17 protein-coding genes and 1 pseudogene are annotated in these 14,889 nt (G+C 73.3%); 11 read left to right on the forward strand and 7 right to left on the reverse strand.

The window, feature by feature from the left end; genetic code table 11:
- Positions 1-227 precede the first annotated feature (227 nt).
- Positions 228-941 carry a cation diffusion facilitator family transporter gene (locus EV371_RS03165; RefSeq protein WP_486484456.1) on the reverse strand — a complete coding sequence of 238 codons (714 nt, stop codon included), beginning with the start codon at positions 939-941 and terminating at the stop codon, positions 228-230.
- 117 nt (positions 942-1,058) lie between these two features.
- On the opposite strand from EV371_RS03165, the gene EV371_RS03170 reads away from it, so the two are divergent.
- The 8 genes from EV371_RS03170 to EV371_RS03205 all read left to right on the forward strand — a co-directional run bounded on the left by EV371_RS03170 (position 1,059) and on the right by EV371_RS03205 (position 7,770).
- The gene (locus EV371_RS03170) at positions 1,059-1,547 is read left to right on the forward strand and encodes a YbaK/EbsC family protein (protein WP_130460713.1); all 489 of its coding nucleotides are present in this window, start codon (positions 1,059-1,061) and stop codon (positions 1,545-1,547) included.
- A complete protein-coding gene (locus EV371_RS03175) occupies positions 1,544-2,404 on the forward strand; it encodes a monooxygenase (protein WP_486484457.1) in 861 nt (286 codons plus the stop codon). The genes EV371_RS03170 and EV371_RS03175 overlap by 4 nt, the downstream gene beginning before the upstream one ends.
- A 16-nt stretch (positions 2,405-2,420) precedes the next feature.
- Complete coding sequence (locus EV371_RS03180; protein ID WP_130460714.1) at positions 2,421-2,972, forward strand: GNAT family N-acetyltransferase; 552 nt, start codon at positions 2,421-2,423, stop codon at positions 2,970-2,972.
- On the forward strand, positions 2,969-3,790 hold the full coding sequence (locus EV371_RS03185) for a carotenoid biosynthesis protein (protein ID WP_130460715.1): 822 nt from the start codon (positions 2,969-2,971) through the stop codon (positions 3,788-3,790). The genes EV371_RS03180 and EV371_RS03185 overlap by 4 nt, the downstream gene beginning before the upstream one ends.
- On the forward strand, positions 3,787-4,923 hold the full coding sequence (locus tag EV371_RS03190) for a glycosyltransferase family A protein (RefSeq protein WP_130460716.1): 1,137 nt from the start codon (positions 3,787-3,789) through the stop codon (positions 4,921-4,923). Before EV371_RS03185 ends, EV371_RS03190 begins: the two co-directional genes overlap by 4 nt.
- A 109-nt stretch (positions 4,924-5,032) precedes the next feature.
- The gene (locus EV371_RS03195; protein ID WP_130460717.1) at positions 5,033-6,535 is read left to right on the forward strand and encodes a phytoene desaturase family protein; all 1,503 of its coding nucleotides are present in this window, start codon (positions 5,033-5,035) and stop codon (positions 6,533-6,535) included.
- Between the two features lie 93 nt (positions 6,536-6,628).
- Positions 6,629-7,039, forward strand: a complete 411-nt coding sequence (locus EV371_RS03200; protein WP_130460718.1) for a VOC family protein — start codon at positions 6,629-6,631, stop codon at positions 7,037-7,039.
- Positions 7,040-7,161: 122 nt separating this feature from the next.
- A complete protein-coding gene (locus EV371_RS03205) occupies positions 7,162-7,770 on the forward strand; it encodes a VOC family protein (RefSeq protein WP_130460719.1) in 609 nt (202 codons plus the stop codon).
- A 295-nt stretch (positions 7,771-8,065) separates the two neighbouring features.
- Here EV371_RS03205 and EV371_RS03210 read toward each other — a convergent pair.
- The 3 genes and pseudogenes from EV371_RS03210 to EV371_RS03220 form a co-directional block, all read right to left on the reverse strand.
- A pseudogene (locus EV371_RS03210) lies at positions 8,066-8,746 on the reverse strand (CDP-alcohol phosphatidyltransferase family protein); the annotation flags it as partial.
- Positions 8,747-8,870: 124 nt separating this feature from the next.
- Positions 8,871-9,788 (reverse strand): methylenetetrahydrofolate reductase [NAD(P)H], encoded by a 918-nt coding sequence (metF, locus tag EV371_RS03215; RefSeq protein WP_130460720.1) that lies wholly within the window; start codon positions 9,786-9,788, stop codon positions 8,871-8,873.
- Between the two features lie 161 nt (positions 9,789-9,949).
- Positions 9,950-10,147 (reverse strand): helix-turn-helix transcriptional regulator, encoded by a 198-nt coding sequence (locus EV371_RS03220; protein WP_486484458.1) that lies wholly within the window; start codon positions 10,145-10,147, stop codon positions 9,950-9,952.
- A 399-nt stretch (positions 10,148-10,546) separates the two neighbouring features.
- On the opposite strand from EV371_RS03220, the gene EV371_RS03225 reads away from it, so the two are divergent.
- The 3 genes from EV371_RS03225 to mptB all read left to right on the forward strand — a co-directional run bounded on the left by EV371_RS03225 (position 10,547) and on the right by mptB (position 13,613).
- The gene (locus tag EV371_RS03225; protein ID WP_130460721.1) at positions 10,547-10,792 is read left to right on the forward strand and encodes a hypothetical protein; all 246 of its coding nucleotides are present in this window, start codon (positions 10,547-10,549) and stop codon (positions 10,790-10,792) included.
- A 42-nt stretch (positions 10,793-10,834) separates the two neighbouring features.
- Complete coding sequence (locus EV371_RS03230; RefSeq protein ID WP_130460722.1) at positions 10,835-11,917, forward strand: polyprenyl synthetase family protein; 1,083 nt, start codon at positions 10,835-10,837, stop codon at positions 11,915-11,917.
- A gap of 85 nt (positions 11,918-12,002) precedes the next feature.
- Complete coding sequence (gene mptB, locus EV371_RS03235) at positions 12,003-13,613, forward strand: polyprenol phosphomannose-dependent alpha 1,6 mannosyltransferase MptB (RefSeq protein ID WP_130460723.1); 1,611 nt, start codon at positions 12,003-12,005, stop codon at positions 13,611-13,613.
- Here mptB and EV371_RS03240 read toward each other — a convergent pair.
- Genes EV371_RS03240 through EV371_RS03250 form a run of 3 tightly spaced genes read right to left on the reverse strand, consistent with a single transcriptional unit; the run spans position 13,580 to position 14,850 of the window.
- Positions 13,580-14,092, reverse strand: a complete 513-nt coding sequence (locus EV371_RS03240; RefSeq protein ID WP_130460724.1) for a lycopene cyclase domain-containing protein — start codon at positions 14,090-14,092, stop codon at positions 13,580-13,582. The genes mptB and EV371_RS03240 overlap by 34 nt on opposite strands.
- The gene (locus EV371_RS03245) at positions 14,089-14,469 is read right to left on the reverse strand and encodes a lycopene cyclase domain-containing protein (RefSeq protein ID WP_130460725.1); all 381 of its coding nucleotides are present in this window, start codon (positions 14,467-14,469) and stop codon (positions 14,089-14,091) included. Before EV371_RS03245 ends, EV371_RS03240 begins: the two co-directional genes overlap by 4 nt.
- Positions 14,470-14,484: 15 nt before the next feature.
- Complete coding sequence (locus tag EV371_RS03250; protein WP_130460726.1) at positions 14,485-14,850, reverse strand: Rv2175c family DNA-binding protein; 366 nt, start codon at positions 14,848-14,850, stop codon at positions 14,485-14,487.
- Positions 14,851-14,889 lie beyond the last annotated feature (39 nt).

Raw genomic sequence — 14,889 nt, forward strand, 5'->3', positions numbered from 1 at the left:
TCGGGTGAGCCCGGTGCCGCCTGAGGGATCTGTTCACGATCCTCGCCGACGGAGGGCTGCTGACGCTGACGGTCCAGGTCGTCGGCAACCTGCTGGTCTTCGCGGCGCTGGGGTACCTCGCCCCGCTACGGTTCGCGGCGCTGGCGTCGGTGTCCCGGATCCTGATGCTCGCGGCGGGCTGCCCGGTCCTGGTCGAGGCCGCGCAGTACGTCCTGCGGCCGCCGCGATCATCGCGGGTTCCCGTCCTGGGGCATGCAGCACGCGTCGGTGCGCTCTGGTCCACGGTCGCACCCGTCGGGCTCGCCGTCCGGACCGGTGGGGATGGCGCAGTCGTCGCAGTGCTCGCCGCGCCATGCTTCGACGCCCTCGCGGACGGCGACGGCGGCGATGACCAGGCCGGCGACCGGGTCGGCCCAGGACCAGCCGACCAGCGCGTTGAGGACGAGCCCGCCGAGCAGGATCGCGGACAGGTAGGTGCAGAGCAGGGTCTGGGTGGAGTCGGCGATCACGGTGGCGGAGCCGAGTTCCCGGCCGGTGCGCCGTTTGGCCCAGACCAGGATCGGCATCACGACCACCGAGATGGCCGCGATGCCGATCCCGACCGGGGACGGCTCGGCTTCGCCCTGGCCGAGCAGGGATCGGATGGCGTCGACGCCGATCCACGCGGCGAGGGCGAAGAACGAGAGGGCGATCAGCCGCAGCGCCATCCGTTCCCGGGCTTCGGGGACGCGGGAGCGGAACTGCCAGATCACGACCAGGGCCGAGGAAACCTCGATGAAGGAGTCCAGGCCGAAGCCGATCAGTGCCGTGGAGGAGGCCGCAGCGCCGGCTGCGACGGCGACGACGCCCTCGAGCAGGTTGTATCCGGCGGTGGCGTAGGCCAGGTGCAGGCTGCGCCGGTTGAGCCGTACCCGTCGGCCCGGGGTCAGGGTCGTGGCCACCCGGTCACCTGCGCGCATCATTCATCGCCATAACGCGATGATAACCCTGTTAGGCGATGCATGTCGGGCGGGCGACCTCGGCGCGCCACTCCCGGCCGGGCAGGCAAGATAGAGCCCATGCAGCCACATCCGAACGTGCGGGCGGTGCAGGACGCACTGGACAACGCGGGCGGACGCGACGGCTCGGGCGCGCCCAGCCAGGTTCGGGTCCTGCCCGAGGCGGTGCACACCGCCGCGGCCGCGGCGGCGGCCCTCGGGGTCGAGGTGGGCCAGATCGCCAACTCGCTGATCTTCGACGCGGGTGGCGAGCCCCTGCTGGTGCTCACCTCGGGGGCGCACCGGGTGGACACCGCCCGGGTCGCCGCCGACCTCGGGCTGCCCGCGCTGCGCCGGGCCGCCCCGGAGTTCGTCCGGGAGCGCACCGGCCAGCCGATCGGCGGCGTCGCCCCGCTCGGCCACCCGAAGCCGATCCGCACCCTGGTCGACACCGCGCTCGCCGGCTACCCGGAGATCTGGGCGGCCGGCGGCGTGCCCCGGGCCGTCTTCCCGACCACCTTCGCCGAACTGCTGCGGATCACCGCCGGCAGCCCCGCCGAGGTGGCGTGAGCAGTCCCGACCGTGGCACGACCGGACGCGCCGCGTCCGGGCCCCCCGGCGAACCGACCCCGGTACCGCTGGTCACCCTGCACGTCTGGCGGGTGCCGCCGCGCGCCCTGCCCCGGGCGCTGACCCGGATGGCCGTCGACCGGCGTCGGCTGTGGGCGGTTCCCGGCGTACGCTTCGGCAAACTGCTCGGCACCGGGACGGGCACCGGATTCGGACCCACCGACGCCGACCCGACCCGCTGGGCCGCCCTGATCGTCTGGGCCGATCCGGAGCGGGCCACCGCATTCGACGAGAGCCGGGTGGGCCGGGCCTGGCGGAGGATCGCCAGGACCGGCGTCCGCCTCGACCTGCGACCACTGACCAGCCGGGGCCGATGGTCCGGAGTAGAGCCGTTCGGCGCCCCGGCCCGGCCCAACGGGAATGACACACCGGCGGGCAGCGCACCAGCGGGCAGCGCACCAGGGGACGGCACGGCGGTGGACGGTACCGCGGGCCGGCCGGTGCTGGCGCTCACCCGGGCCCGGCTGCGACCGCTGCGGGCCGGCACCTTCTGGCGGGCCGTCCCGCCCGTCGCCGCCGCGCTGCGGGACGCCCCCGGCCTACTGGCACGGTTCGGCATCGGCGAGGCACCGCTCGGCTGGCAGGGCACGGTCAGCGTGTGGCGGAACGCGACGGACCTGCGTCAGTTCGCGTACCGTTCCCCGGAGCACCGCACGGCTATCACCCGTACGCCCCAGCAGCGCTGGTACGCCGAGGAACTGTTCGCGCGGTTCGAGGTACGGAATCTCGCCGGCGACCCGGCGGTACTCGGCTGGGTCGGGTCCGGCGACGCCCCGGAGCCGGCACCGGCCAGGTAGTGAGGAGCGGACGACGATGAGGCTGGTGCCGTGGAAGCCGGATGATCTCGCCCGCCGGCTCGACGAGGTGATGGCGGTCTACGGCGAGGCGATGGGGTACCGGGCCGAGTTGCTGGAGGCCCGGCGCGGCTACATCGCGACCCACGTACGCCGGCCGGGGTTCCGGGCCGTCGCCAGCCTCAGCACCAACGGTCACCTGGTCGGCTTCGGCTACGGCTACCTTTCCGCTCCCGGACAGTGGTGGCACGACCAGGTCTCCAGCGCGCTGTCCGGTGACGCCCGCAAGACCTGGTTCGCGGACTGCTTCGAGGTGGTCGAGCTGCACGTCCGTCCCGCCGCCCAGGGGCACCAGCTCGGCGCCCGTCAGCTCCGCGCCCTGCTCGGGATGGCCGGGGGCAGCACCACGCTGCTCTCCACCCCGGAGGCGGACGAGCGGACCTCGCGGGCCTGGCGGCTCTACCGGCGGTTCGGTTTCGTGGACGTGCTCCGGGACTTCCACTTCCCCGGCGACGAGCGAGCCTTCGCGGTGCTCGGCCGGGAGCTGCCACTGCCCCCGCCGGAGCGATGACCGCGGCGGAGGTCCGGGCCGCTCGGCCGAGCTGGCTGCTGCTCGGCGTACTGGTGCTGGCCCAGATCGGCTATCCGCTGACCGGGGGCACCGACCGGGCCCGGCTGACCGTCGTCACGGTCTGCCTCGGCTTCCTGCTCTCGGTGAGCCACGCCCTGCTCACCCGGGGTCTCCGCGCGGCCGTCGGGCTGGTGCTGGTCACCACCGGCGGCGGGCTGGCGGTCGAGGCGCTCGGCGTGGCCACCGGCGTGCCGTTCGGCGGGTACGCCTACTCCGGCCAGCTGGGTCCGATGCTGGTCGGGGTACCGCTGGTGATCCCGCTGGCCTGGACCTGGATGGCCTGGCCGGCCTGGCTCGCCGCGGTCCGGCTGACCCGGCCCGGGGCGGGACGGATCGCCCTGGCCGCGCTGGGGCTGGCCGGCTGGGACCTGTTCCTCGACCCGCAGATGGTCGCCGAGGGCTACTGGAGCTGGCGGGACCCGGATCCGGCCCTGCCCGGGGTGCCGGACGTCCCGGTCAGCAACTACCTCGGCTGGCTGCTCTTCGCCGTGCTCCTGATGGCGCTGCTCGGGCCGGTCGCCGGCCGGGCCGCCGGGCTCGCCGCCGCCGGGGACGCCCCGATGTACGCCCTCTACCTCTGGACCTACGCCGGCAGCGTCCTCGCGCACGCGGCCTTCCTCGGCCTGCCCGCGTCGGCCGGCTGGGGCGGGTTGGTCATGGCGGTCGTCGCCGGCCCGCTCGCCTGGAAGGAAGGGGCCCTTCTACAGAAAACGACAAGAAGGGGCCCCTCCTTACACACGGACCGGTCGGCTGAATGAGTGGGACGCTGGTCGGCTGGGCAGTCGTGGTGGTCATCGGCCTGCTGACCGGGCACGCCTGGCTCAACGCCACCCGCTGGCTGCGCCGTCCCCCGCCCGGCCCGGTCAGCACCGAGGAGCCGGTCGCGGTGCTGCTACCGGTACGCGACGAGGCGGCCCGGGTCGGGCGGTGCCTGCGGGCGCTACTCGCCCAGCGGGGCGTACCCGAGCTGGAGATCGTGGTGCTCGACGACGGTTCGACCGACGGCACCGCCGAGGTGGTCCGGACGGTCGCGGCCGGGGATCCCCGGGTACGCCTGCTCGACGGCGCGCCGCCGCCGCCGGGCTGGCTCGGCAAGCCGTACGCCTGCCAGCAGCTCGCCGAGCGGGCCGGGCCGGCGGCCCGGGTACTGGTCTTCGTGGACGCCGACGTGACGCTCGGCCCGTACGCGGTCGCCGCCGCCGTACACACGCTCCGGTCGGCGGAGGCGGTGCTGCTCTCCCCGTACCCCCGGATCGTCGCCGGCTCGCCGGGTGAGCGGCTGGTCCAGCCGCTGTTGCAGTGGCTCTGGCTGACCTTCCTGCCGCTGGCGGCGATGGAGCGCTCGCCCCGGCCGAGCCTGGCCGCCGCGGGTGGCCAGTTCCTGGTGCTGGACCGGGCCGGCTACCGGCGGGCCGGTGGGCACGCGGCGGTCCGGGACCGGATCCTGGAGGACATCGAGTTGGCCCGGGCGGTGAAGCGGTCCGGCGGGCGGATCGCGCTCGCCGACGGCTCCCGGCTCGCCGAGTGCCGGATGTACGGCTCCTGGTCGGAGCTGCGGGACGGCTACACCAAGTCGCTCTGGGCCGCGTTCGGGTCGCCGGCCGGCGCCACCGCCGTCGTGCTCCTGCTGCTCCTGCTGTACGCCGTGCCGCCGCTGCTCGCCGTCGGCGCGGCGCTGGGCGACGCGCCGGGGGTCGCCCTGGCGGCGCTGCTCGGCTATCTGCTCGGGGTACTCGGACGCCTGGTCAGCGCCCGGGCGACCGGCGGCCGGGGCTGGCCGGACGCGTTGGCACATCCGTTGTCGGTCGCGGTCCTCGGTTGGCTCACCATCCGGTCGTACCATCTGCGGAGGCGGGGGCGGCTCGTCTGGCGGGGCCGACCGGTGCGCTGATCCGTGCGGGGGACGGTCGTCGGTGCGCCGAGCCGGCGACGGGGGGTCACCGGCACTGCTCCGGCCACCGGTACGACGACGGCGGTGTGACCGTGACGAGGGGGAGTACGTGAGTCGGGTGGTCGTCATCGGCGCGGGCGTGGGCGGTTTGGCCGCCGCTGCCCGATTAGCGGCTCTCGGCCACGAGGTCGTCGTCTACGAGCGCTCCGATGTGGTCGGTGGCAAACTCGGTCGGTACGTTCGGGAGACGCCGCTCGGGACGTTCCGGTTCGACACCGGTCCCAGCCTGCTCACCCTGCCGCAGGTCTTCGCCGACCTGTTCGAGGCGACCGGCGCCAAACTCGACGAGTACGTCGACCTGACGCCACTGGACCCGATCGTCCGGCACGTCTTCGCGCCCGTGGCCGGGACGGCGGGCCCGGGGGCGGTGCTCGACTCGTGTGCCGACCACGACATCTTCGCGGCCCGGATCGCCGAGCGGTTCGGCGCGGAGGCCGCCGACGACTGGCGCCGGCTGTGGCGCCGCGCCGGGCGGATCTGGACGGCCTCCTGGCGGGACGTGCTGCGCCGGCCCGTCGACTCTCCCCGGGACCTGGCGAGGCTGGCCTGGCGACTGGGGGACCTGGCCGCGATCGCCCCCGGTCGGACGTTACGCGACCTGGGTCGGCGTCACCTGCGCGAACCACGGCTCCGGATGCTGCTGGACCGGTACGCCACCTACACCGGCGCCGATCCGCGCCGGGCGCCGGCCGCGCTCGCCGCGATCCCGTACGCCGAGCTGACCTTCGGTGGCTGGTACCCGCGCGGCGGGCTCGGCACCCTCGCCGACGCGCTGCTCTCCCGCTGCCTCGACCTGGGTGTGGTGGTGGCGACCGGCAGCACCGTCACCGGCATCGACGCGGCCGGAGGTCGGGTGCACGGGGTACGCCTGGCCGGTGCCGTCAGCCCGGTACCGGCGGATGTGGTGGTGGCGAACACCGACGCGCTGACCCTCTACCGGGACCTGCTGCCGACCCCGGACCGGCTGGCCGGGCTGACCGACCGCAGCCTGGCCGGCTTCGTACTGCTGCTCGGGGTACGCGGCGACTCCGGCCTGGCCCACCACAACGTCTTCTTCCCGACCGACCACGACGCCGAGTTCGACGCGGTCTTCGGCGATCCCGGCCGGGGCGTACCGGCCCGCCCGGTGGCCGACCCGACGGTGTTCGTCAGCGTGCCCGACGATCCGCTGGTCCGACCGGCCGGGCACGAGGCATGGTTCGTGCTGGTCAACGCGCCCCGACAGGGAGGGACGCTGGGTGGGGTCGACTGGCGCCGGCCGGGGCTGGCGGACGCCTACGCCGACCGGGTTCTCGACGTGCTCGCCGAGCGCGGCGTGGACGTCCGCGACCGGCTGGTGTTCCGCGAACCGCGTACCCCGGACGACCTGGCCGGCGCGGCCGGCGCCCCCGGCGGGGCGATCCACGGCAGCGTCGGCGGGCTGCTGCGACCGGCCAACCGGGGCCCGTGCCGCGGCCTGTTCCTGGTCGGCGGCTCCACCCACCCCGGCGGCGGCCTGCCGATGGTGACTCTCTCGGCCCAGATCGTCGCGGGCGAGGTCGGCCCGGCCTGACCGGCCCGCTCCCCTGACCGGCCCGCTCCCCCGGCCGGGGTCGATCCGGATTCGCCAGGCCCAGGTCGATGAGGCGCGATTAGGGTGATCGCCATGGACCTCACCATCCACACGACCTTCCTTCCGCATGATGAGCCGGACGCCTCCGTGGCCTTCTGGCGTGACACCGTCGGCTTCGAAGTCCGCACCGACGTCGGAGAGGGGAAGATGCGCTGGATCACGGTCGGTCCCGCCGACCAGCCCGGCACGTCCATCCTGCTCGCGCCGCCGGCCGCCGACCCCGGCATCACCGACGACGAGCGCCGCACCATCACCGAGATGATGGCCAAGGGCACCTACGGCTGGATCACCCTGGCCACCGCCGACCTCGACGCCACCTTCGAGCGGCTGCGGGCCGGCGACGCCGAGGTTGTCCAGGAGCCGACCGAGCAGCCGTACGGGCTGCGCGACTGTGCCTTCCGCGATCCCGCCGGCAACCTGATCCGCATCCAGGAGGTCCGCTGAGTCCTCCGGCGGTCGAAGCCAGGCGGTGACTCAGGGTAGTTTTCTGAAGCACGAGCGAGCCGGATGGCCATCCGATCAGGATTCAAGAAGCGCGACTCTCCGGCCTCAATTAACGTGGCGCTATGGCTACCATCGAGTTCGTTACCATCGAGGTCACCGACCCTACGGTCGCCAAGCGGTTCTACACGGAAGCGCTCAACCTGGAAGACCGGGTGCGCGTGCGCGACTCGGAGGCACCGACGAGCGGCTTTCGCGGCTTCACGCTGTCACTCATCGTGTCCCAGCCAGCCACCGTCAACGTCATCGTCGACGCCGCTGTCGAAGCCGGCGGCACGGTACTCAAGCCGGCCGCGAAGTCGCTGTGGGGCTACGGCGGCGTCGTGCAGGCCCCGGACGGCACGATCGTGACGCTCGCGTCCTCGTCGAAGAAGGACAGCGGCCCGGCCACCCGACAGATCGACGACGTCGTGCTCCAGTTGGGCGTCGAGGACGTGGCCGCGAGCAAGCGGTTCTACGCCGACCACGGTTTCGTCGTGGCCAAGAGCTTTGGCGGCAGATACGTCGAGTTCGACACGGGCCCGGTCAAGCTGACGCTCTACAAGCGCCGCGCCCTCGCCAAGGTCGCCGGGGTCTCCCCGGACGGCACCGGGGCGCACCGGCTAGGGATCGGCACCGACGCCGGATCCTTCACCGACCCGGACGGGTTCTCCTGGGAAGCCGCGACACGCTGACCCCGGTCAGCGGCGGCGATCGTCGCGCTGATCCGTCGGCTCCGTCGTCGCTGACCCGTCGGCTCCGCCCGAGGTTGCGCGGTTACGTCTCGGGCGGTTCGCGGCGGCTCAGTTCCACTCCGGTCGGCTCGCGGCGGGCCAGTTCCCGGCCGGGAGCCGGCCCGGTGCCGGTCGCCTCGTCCCCGATCGGCTGCCGGCCGGACGACTCCGCGGCCACCGGTCGCCCCGCGGCCGGTGGCTGTCCGCCCGGCCCGGAACCGCTCGGTCCCCTGGCGGGCGACTCCTTGCCGGTGTCCAGCGACCGGCGCACCGCCGAGAGCAGCTGGACCATGCCGAAGAAGCCGAGCAGTACCCAGATCGCGGTGGCCAGGGTGATCGTGCCGGCCGCCAGCCCCGGCATGATCAGGTGCGCTAGTCCGGCGATCGCCAGTCCGACCGCGGCCACGCTGACCCGGCTCGGCCGCTCCCCCACGGTGACGGTGCCGATCTCCTTCATCCCCGCCGAGACCGAACGGGCCCGGGTGTACTCGTGCAACCAGGAGAGCGCCCCGGCCGCCACCACCAGTACGCCGGGGGCGCCGACCAGCCAGAACGCGATCAGCCAGCAGACCTCACCGACCCGGTCGGCCAGCGAGTCGTAGACGTACCCGAGCCGGGTCGTCCGGCCGGTGACCACGGCTACCGCGCCGTCGATGCTGTCGGCCACGGCGGCGAGCAGCACGAACCCCGCCGCCAGGAGCGGCCCGACCGGCCCCGGCCGGGACTGGGCGACGGCCACCGGTGCGCAGACGCAGAGCAGCACCCCGAGCACCGTCACCGCGGTCGGCGACACGTGCAGCCGGGCGAGAACACAGCCCAGCACGTACGACATCCGCAGCCATCGACGCACCGACGTGGTGGCCATCCGGGGGTCGAAGCCGCCGTGCAGCCGCGCCCACTTGTTGGCGTACTCGTCCCACGTCAACCAGTTGCCCACGCTGGCTCAACCGCCGGACGGGGGCCCAGGTCGCGCCCGCGGCCCGGATCGCGGCCGGCTGCGGGCGCGGCGCGACATCGGTTGTCGCCGCACCGGGCCGACGCCGGCTCGGGGCCGCATCCGCTCAGACTCCGACGCCGGCCTGGAGGCTCTGCCAGACCTCGCGGGTCGCGGTCGACCGGTTGAGGGTGATGAAGTGGATCCCCGGCACACCCTCGTCCAGCAGCCGGCGACACATCTCGCTGGCCTGCTGCACGCCGAGCCGGCGCACCGCCTCCGGATCGTCGGCGACCCGGTCGAACTGCGCCGCGAGCGCGGCCGGGAACGGCGCTCCGGAGAGCTGCTGGGAGCGCTCGATCGTGCTGAGTTGGGTGACCGGCATGACGCCGGGCAGGATCGGCGTGTCGCAACCGGCCGCCGCCACCCGGTCGCGCAACCGGAGGTAGTCGTCGGCGTCGAAGAACATCTGCGTGACCGCGAAGTCCGCCCCGGCCCGGCACTTCTGGATGAAGTACCGCGTGTCGGTGGCGATGTCCGGCGACCGGGGATGTTTGTACGGGAACGCCGCCACCCCGACGCTGAAGTCGCCCGCCTCGCGGACCAGCCGGACCAGCTCCTCGGCGTAGAGCACCCCGGCCGGGTGCCGCACCCACTCGCCCATCGGGTTGCCCGGCGGGTCGCCGCGCACCGCGAGCACGTTCCGCACCCCCGCCCCGGCCAGCCGACCGATCACGTTGCGCAGCTCGGCGACCGAGTGGTTGACCGCGGTCAGATGCGCCATCGGCAGCAGGGTGGTCTCGGTCGCCACCCGCTCGGTCACCGCGACGGTGGTGTCCCGGCTCGATCCGCCGGCACCGTAGGTGACGGAGACGAACGAGGGCCGCAGCGACTCCAGCTCGCGGATCGCCTGCCAGAGCAGCCGCTCGCCCTGCTCCGTCTTCGGTGGGAAGAACTCGAAGGAGAAGGTCGGGGCGGGACCACGGACGAGATCCCCGATCGACGGTCCCGAGTCGGGGAGGACGGAAGGAAGACCGAGCGCCACGCGGCGACTCTACCGGGCGGGTCGACCGGATCTCGCACCATTGGGTCCCATTCGGGGCGGGGAGTCCGCTTTTCGGTCCCACCCAGCGGGCACCACCGGGGTACGGTCCCATCGGCTGCACCGCCTCCGGCGGCAGCTCCCCCTTGGCAACTGCCTACGGGTCAGCCGTGCTCGCCCTCAAGCTCCTTACGGCGCCTCTCGGCCCACGCTCGAACATCCTTGGTGGCCCAGACCCGGCCAACTGTCAGGTGTGCGATCGGTGCCGGGAAGTCGTCCCGGTCCGCCAGGACGTTAGCTCGCTGCCGGGAGATGCCAAGGAAGTCGGCAATCTCAGCCATCGCCATCACTTCCTCGGTCACCGGCAGACCTTCCGACGGGCCACCCTTTACGACACGTCATGCAGGGCTACTTGACGAGTCGTAAAGGCCGGTGGGACGGTTGGGCATGCCCAGCGAGAGCGCCCCGAAACCCGACCGGGCACCGATCTTCCGCCGCGCCCGGCAGCCTGTGACACCGGGCGACACCTTGTACGCCCCGGAGGGGCACCACTATCAGCCCTACGACGCGACACCGCGCATCCTCGGTGATCTCCGGCTACGGGTCACCGTCGTACCCCGCGACGATTCAGCACGAGACGGCTTCCTACTACTGCGTGGCTATCTGATCGACCCGGACGGCTTGGAGGCAGTACGGGAGACCTGGCACTACGTGCGGCCAGTTTGCTGTCGGGTAGCCGTTCCTCCCGGCAGGGAGTCGTAGTGACCGGCAGCCCCGAACACACACCCCGCCGGCCGCTGTGGACGTGCCGCATCTGTGACACCGAGTGGCCGTGCCTGACGGCCCGGTCGTTGCTGCCGATCGAATACGCGGCCGACCTGACGGCGCTGCGGGTGTACCTCGGAGTGATGCTGTACGAGGCATCCTCTGATCTGTGCCGACTCAACCCGAACCCAGGGCCGGACCCGGTCGGACTGTACGCCCGGTTCATCGGATGGGTGGCGTAGCCGCACCGCGCACTCGGATGGTCGGTCTACTAGCGTCATGGCGTGACCGCATCCGCCCCCGTCCCACCGGTCGACCGCGCTGGCCTGCGCCAGCGGGTCGACAACTCGTTGGCCCGGTTCCTCGGCAAACAGCGTGCCTGGATGATCGACATCGACGACAGTCTCGACACGGTCGCCGAGGCGCTGGAGGCGTTCGTGCTCGGTGGCGGCAAGCGGCTGCGGCCGGCATTCGGCTACTGGGGCTTCCGGGGGGCGGGCGGGCTCGACTCCGAGGAGATTGTCAACGGACTGGCCGCGCTGGAGTTCGTGCAGGCCAGCGCCCTGATCCACGACGACCTGATGGACCGGTCCGACACCCGGCGCGGCGAACCGTCGATCCACCGCCGATTCGCCGCCCAGCACCGGGCTGCCGGCTGGGGTGGCGAACCGGACGGGTTCGGCGAGTCCGGCGCCATCCTGCTCGGCGATCTCTGCCTGGTCTGGTCCGACGAACTGCTGCACGGCAGCGGCATCGACCCGATCGTGGTCAGCCGGGCTCGTCCGGTGTTCGACGAGATGCGCGCCGAGGTCACCATCGGGCAGTACCTGGACGTGCTCGCCCAGGCGACCCGGGACGCCTCGGTCGACCGGGCCAGCAAGGTGGCCAGGTACAAGTCCGCCAAGTACACGGTCGAGCGCCCGCTGTTGTTCGGCGCCGCGCTCGCCGACGCGCCCGCCGAGCTGCGGGCCGCGTACTCGGCGTACGGGCTGCCGCTGGGCGAGGCGTTCCAGCTCCGGGACGACGTACTCGGTGTCTTCGGCGATCCCGACCAGACCGGCAAACCGGCCGGCGACGACCTGCGGGAGGGCAAACGTACCTATCTGGTGGCGGCGGCCCTGGAGGCCACCAGCCCGACCGGGCGGGAGTTGCTGAACCGACGGCTCGGCGACCCCGGGCTCGACCCGGCCGGCATCGAGGTGCTGCGCGAGATCATTACCAGCAGCGGGGCGCTGGACCGCACCGAGCGGCGGATCGCCACGCTCACCGACACGGCACTGGCCGCACTGGTCGGCGCCGACCTGGACGACGAGGCCCGCGAGGTGTTGGTCGACCTCGCCGTCGTGGCCACCCGCCGGAAGGAATGACCGGCACGACCGGCCACCGCTCCTTTCCCGGCTTCCGGAGCGGAACCGCCGGCCCGGACCACCCGGGACTGGGGATGCTGTTCTCGTGCGACCCGTCGGTGAGCTGCCTTCCCTGGAGCGGCCCAGCCGGCTCCGGCTGGCTGGACTGGCCGCCGGTGCCACGCTGACGGCCGGCGCCCACGGGGCGGGAGCACCGCTGACGGGTCCCGTCGAGGCGGCGGCGCCGGACACCTGGGGTTACTGGCTCGGCCTGGCCGGTTGGGTCGCCGGACTGGCCGCGCTGGCGGGCATCTGGTGGCGGCTCGGGGCGTGGGTGCGGCGCCGGCCGGCGAGCGTGCCACTGGGGTGGCTGCTGCGTACCGGGCTGCTCTGGGCGACTCCGCTGCTGGTCGCACCCCCCATCGCCAGCCGGGACGCCTACGCCTACGCCTGCCAGGGCGCGCTCTGGCTCGACGGCGTCGACCCGTACGCCGTCGGGGTGCTGCCGGGCGGATGCGTCTGGTCGGACGCGGTACCCGCGCTCTGGCGGGACACCCCGAGCCCGTACGGTCCGCTGGCGCTGGCCCTTGCCGGCGGGGCGGTCGCGGTGGCCAGGCTGGTCGGCACCTCCACCGATGGCCAGCTACTGGTCGCCGTCGCACTGCTCCGGGTCGAGGCGCTGGCCGGCGTCGTACTCGTCGCCGGCTTCCTGCCCCGGCTGGCCCGGGCCGGTGGTCTCGACCCGGTGCAGGCCTGCTGGCTCGGCCTGGTCTCCCCACTCGTGCTGGTCCACGCGGTCGGCGGGGCACACAACGACGCCCTGGTGCTGGGGCTGGTCGTGAGTGCGCTGTCCCTGGCGGCCGGCGGACCGTCGGCGTTCGGCACGCCGATGATGCGCCTCCGGCGGGGTGCCGGCGGGGCGGGGCTCGGTGCCGCTCCTGAAGGGCTCGGTGCCGCTCCTGGAGGGCTCGGCGCGAGTCGGGCGGGGTTCGTCACCGGTGCACTGCTCGGCCTGGCGGTCGCGATCAAGATCACTGCGATCGTGGCACTGCCGTTCGCCCTCCTGATCATCACGGTCCGGCCCGGCGTACTCCCCGGTCGTCGGCAGATCGCGGCCTCGGCAGCCGCCGGATCGGCCGGTTCGGTCCTGGCGTTCGCGGCGGTGACCCTGGCCACCGGGCTCGACCTCGGCTGGGTCTCCGCCCTCTCCGACACCGGCCGGCTCGTGCAGTGGACCTCGGTACCGACCGGGCTGGGCATGGCGGCCGGCTACCTGCTGCGGCTCGCCGGGCAGCCGGATGCGGTCGATGCCGCGGTGACGGCGGCCCGACTCCTCGGCCTCGTCGCGCTGGCCGGGGCGATCGCGGCCCTGCTGGTCCGGGCCGGTCAGGCCGTCGCGGCACCCGACCCGACCCGCGCCCGCCGTCGCCTGGTGACCGTCACCGGCCTGGCCTTCACCGCCCTCGCCCTGCTCTCCCCGATCTTCTACCCGTGGTACGGGCTGATCGCCGTCACCGTGCTCGCGGCGGGACTCCGCGCGCGGCGCCAGGTCCACCGGGTCGCGGTCGCGGTGATCGTGCTCAGCTTCCTGGTCCTGCCCGGCGGACTCGGGCTGGCCGTGCTGACCAAACTGCCCGGTGCCCTCTTCGACGTGGCCCTGGTGGCGGTGCTCACCGCCGTGGCCTACCGGAGGTGGCGGTCCCGGTCCCGACGCTGACGCCCGCCGGAGTCCCTCCGGTCGGTCCCGGACGATTCTCGGTGAAGGCCGGACCGTTCAGTCCCGGGCGGTTCCCGGTGGAGGCCGGACCGGTCGGTCCCGGGCGGTTCCCGGTGGAGGCCGGACCGTCGCCGGTCGAGCAGCCGGAGCAGTGCGGCGCCCTGCCCGGCGGCCGGGGTCCGCTGGATGCCGGCCCGGCCCAGCCGGACCCATACGGCAAGGGTCAGCAACACCAGGGCGAAGCCGAACAGCAGGTCCTCCACCGGCGCGTACGCCAACCGCGGGCCGAGGATCGCGTCCGGGTCGTACCGGACGATGTCCCGGCCGGTCAGGATGCCATTGGAGATCAACTGGAAGAACACGATGATCGGGTACGTGGCCCAGAACACCGGCCGGAGCAGCAGCCGGGTACGCAGCGCGAAGAGGTCGACCAGCACCGCTCCGGCCACCCCGAGCAGGGCGGCCACCGTGTAGCTCACGGCGACTCGTCGTGGCTCGGGCCTCCACCTGAGCGGCCTGGCAGAATCGGCGACTCGTCACCGGCCGGCCAGCGCAGCACGGCGCGGACCGCCTCGAAGCCGAGGACAGCACAGCAGGGTACGACGACGAAGAAGAGCAATTCGTCCAGCGGCAGGTCGCCGGGGAGCAGTACCCCGGTGGTCTGCGCCGGGTCGAAGGTCCAGTGCCCGGCGGCGATCGCGGCCAGGTCCCAGAGCGCGAAGAGCACCACCACGGGTAGCAGGGTGAGCAGTAACCGCCGCCACCGCCGCAGTACGTTGACCCGCAGGACCGGCTCCAGCCACAGCGCGGCGCCGACGCACCCGGCGAGCACCGCCAGGTAGCTGAATCGCTCCATCCGGCCGGATCCGCCTCAGAAGCCGGTGGCCTGGGCCCGGCGCTTGACCTCGCGGGCCCGATCGTCGCCGAGCGCCGCCGCCGGGGTGCCCGGCAGGGTGTCGTCCGGCAGGTAGAGCCAGCGCAACGCCGCCTCATCGTCGTAGCCGGCGTCGTGCAACAGGGTGAGGATGCCCGGCAGGTGCTTGCGTACGGTCCGGTTCGCCACCAGCTCGGCCGGGATCACCCGGGTCCCGTCCCGACGGACCGCCAGCAGTTCGCGGTCCCGGATCATCTGGTGCACCTTGCTGATCGACACCTCGAGGCGATCGGCGACGTCCGGGAGGCTCAGCCAGCCGGTCGGCTCGGTCGGCTGCGGGTCGGCGGGTGAGGATTCGGTCACCCGTTCACCTTGCCACGCCGCCGCCGGGCCGGGCGAACG

Source organism: Plantactinospora sp. CNZ321, from assembly GCF_004217235.1.

Excerpts from the sequence above, each read along its gene's own strand:
- EV371_RS03170 (WP_130460713.1), top strand. The coding sequence starts at position 1,059 with ATGCAGCCACATCCGAACGTGCGGGCGGTGCAGGACGCACTGGACAAC.
- EV371_RS03180 (WP_130460714.1), top strand. The coding sequence starts at position 2,421 with ATGAGGCTGGTGCCGTGGAAGCCGGATGATCTCGCCCGCCGGCTCGAC.
- EV371_RS03185 (WP_130460715.1), top strand. The coding sequence starts at position 2,969 with ATGACCGCGGCGGAGGTCCGGGCCGCTCGGCCGAGCTGGCTGCTGCTC.
- EV371_RS03190 (WP_130460716.1), top strand. The coding sequence starts at position 3,787 with ATGAGTGGGACGCTGGTCGGCTGGGCAGTCGTGGTGGTCATCGGCCTG.
- EV371_RS03200 (WP_130460718.1), top strand. The coding sequence starts at position 6,629 with ATGGACCTCACCATCCACACGACCTTCCTTCCGCATGATGAGCCGGAC.
- EV371_RS03205 (WP_130460719.1), top strand. The coding sequence starts at position 7,162 with ATGGCTACCATCGAGTTCGTTACCATCGAGGTCACCGACCCTACGGTC.
- EV371_RS03245 (WP_130460725.1), bottom strand. The coding sequence starts at position 14,469 with ATGGAGCGATTCAGCTACCTGGCGGTGCTCGCCGGGTGCGTCGGCGCC.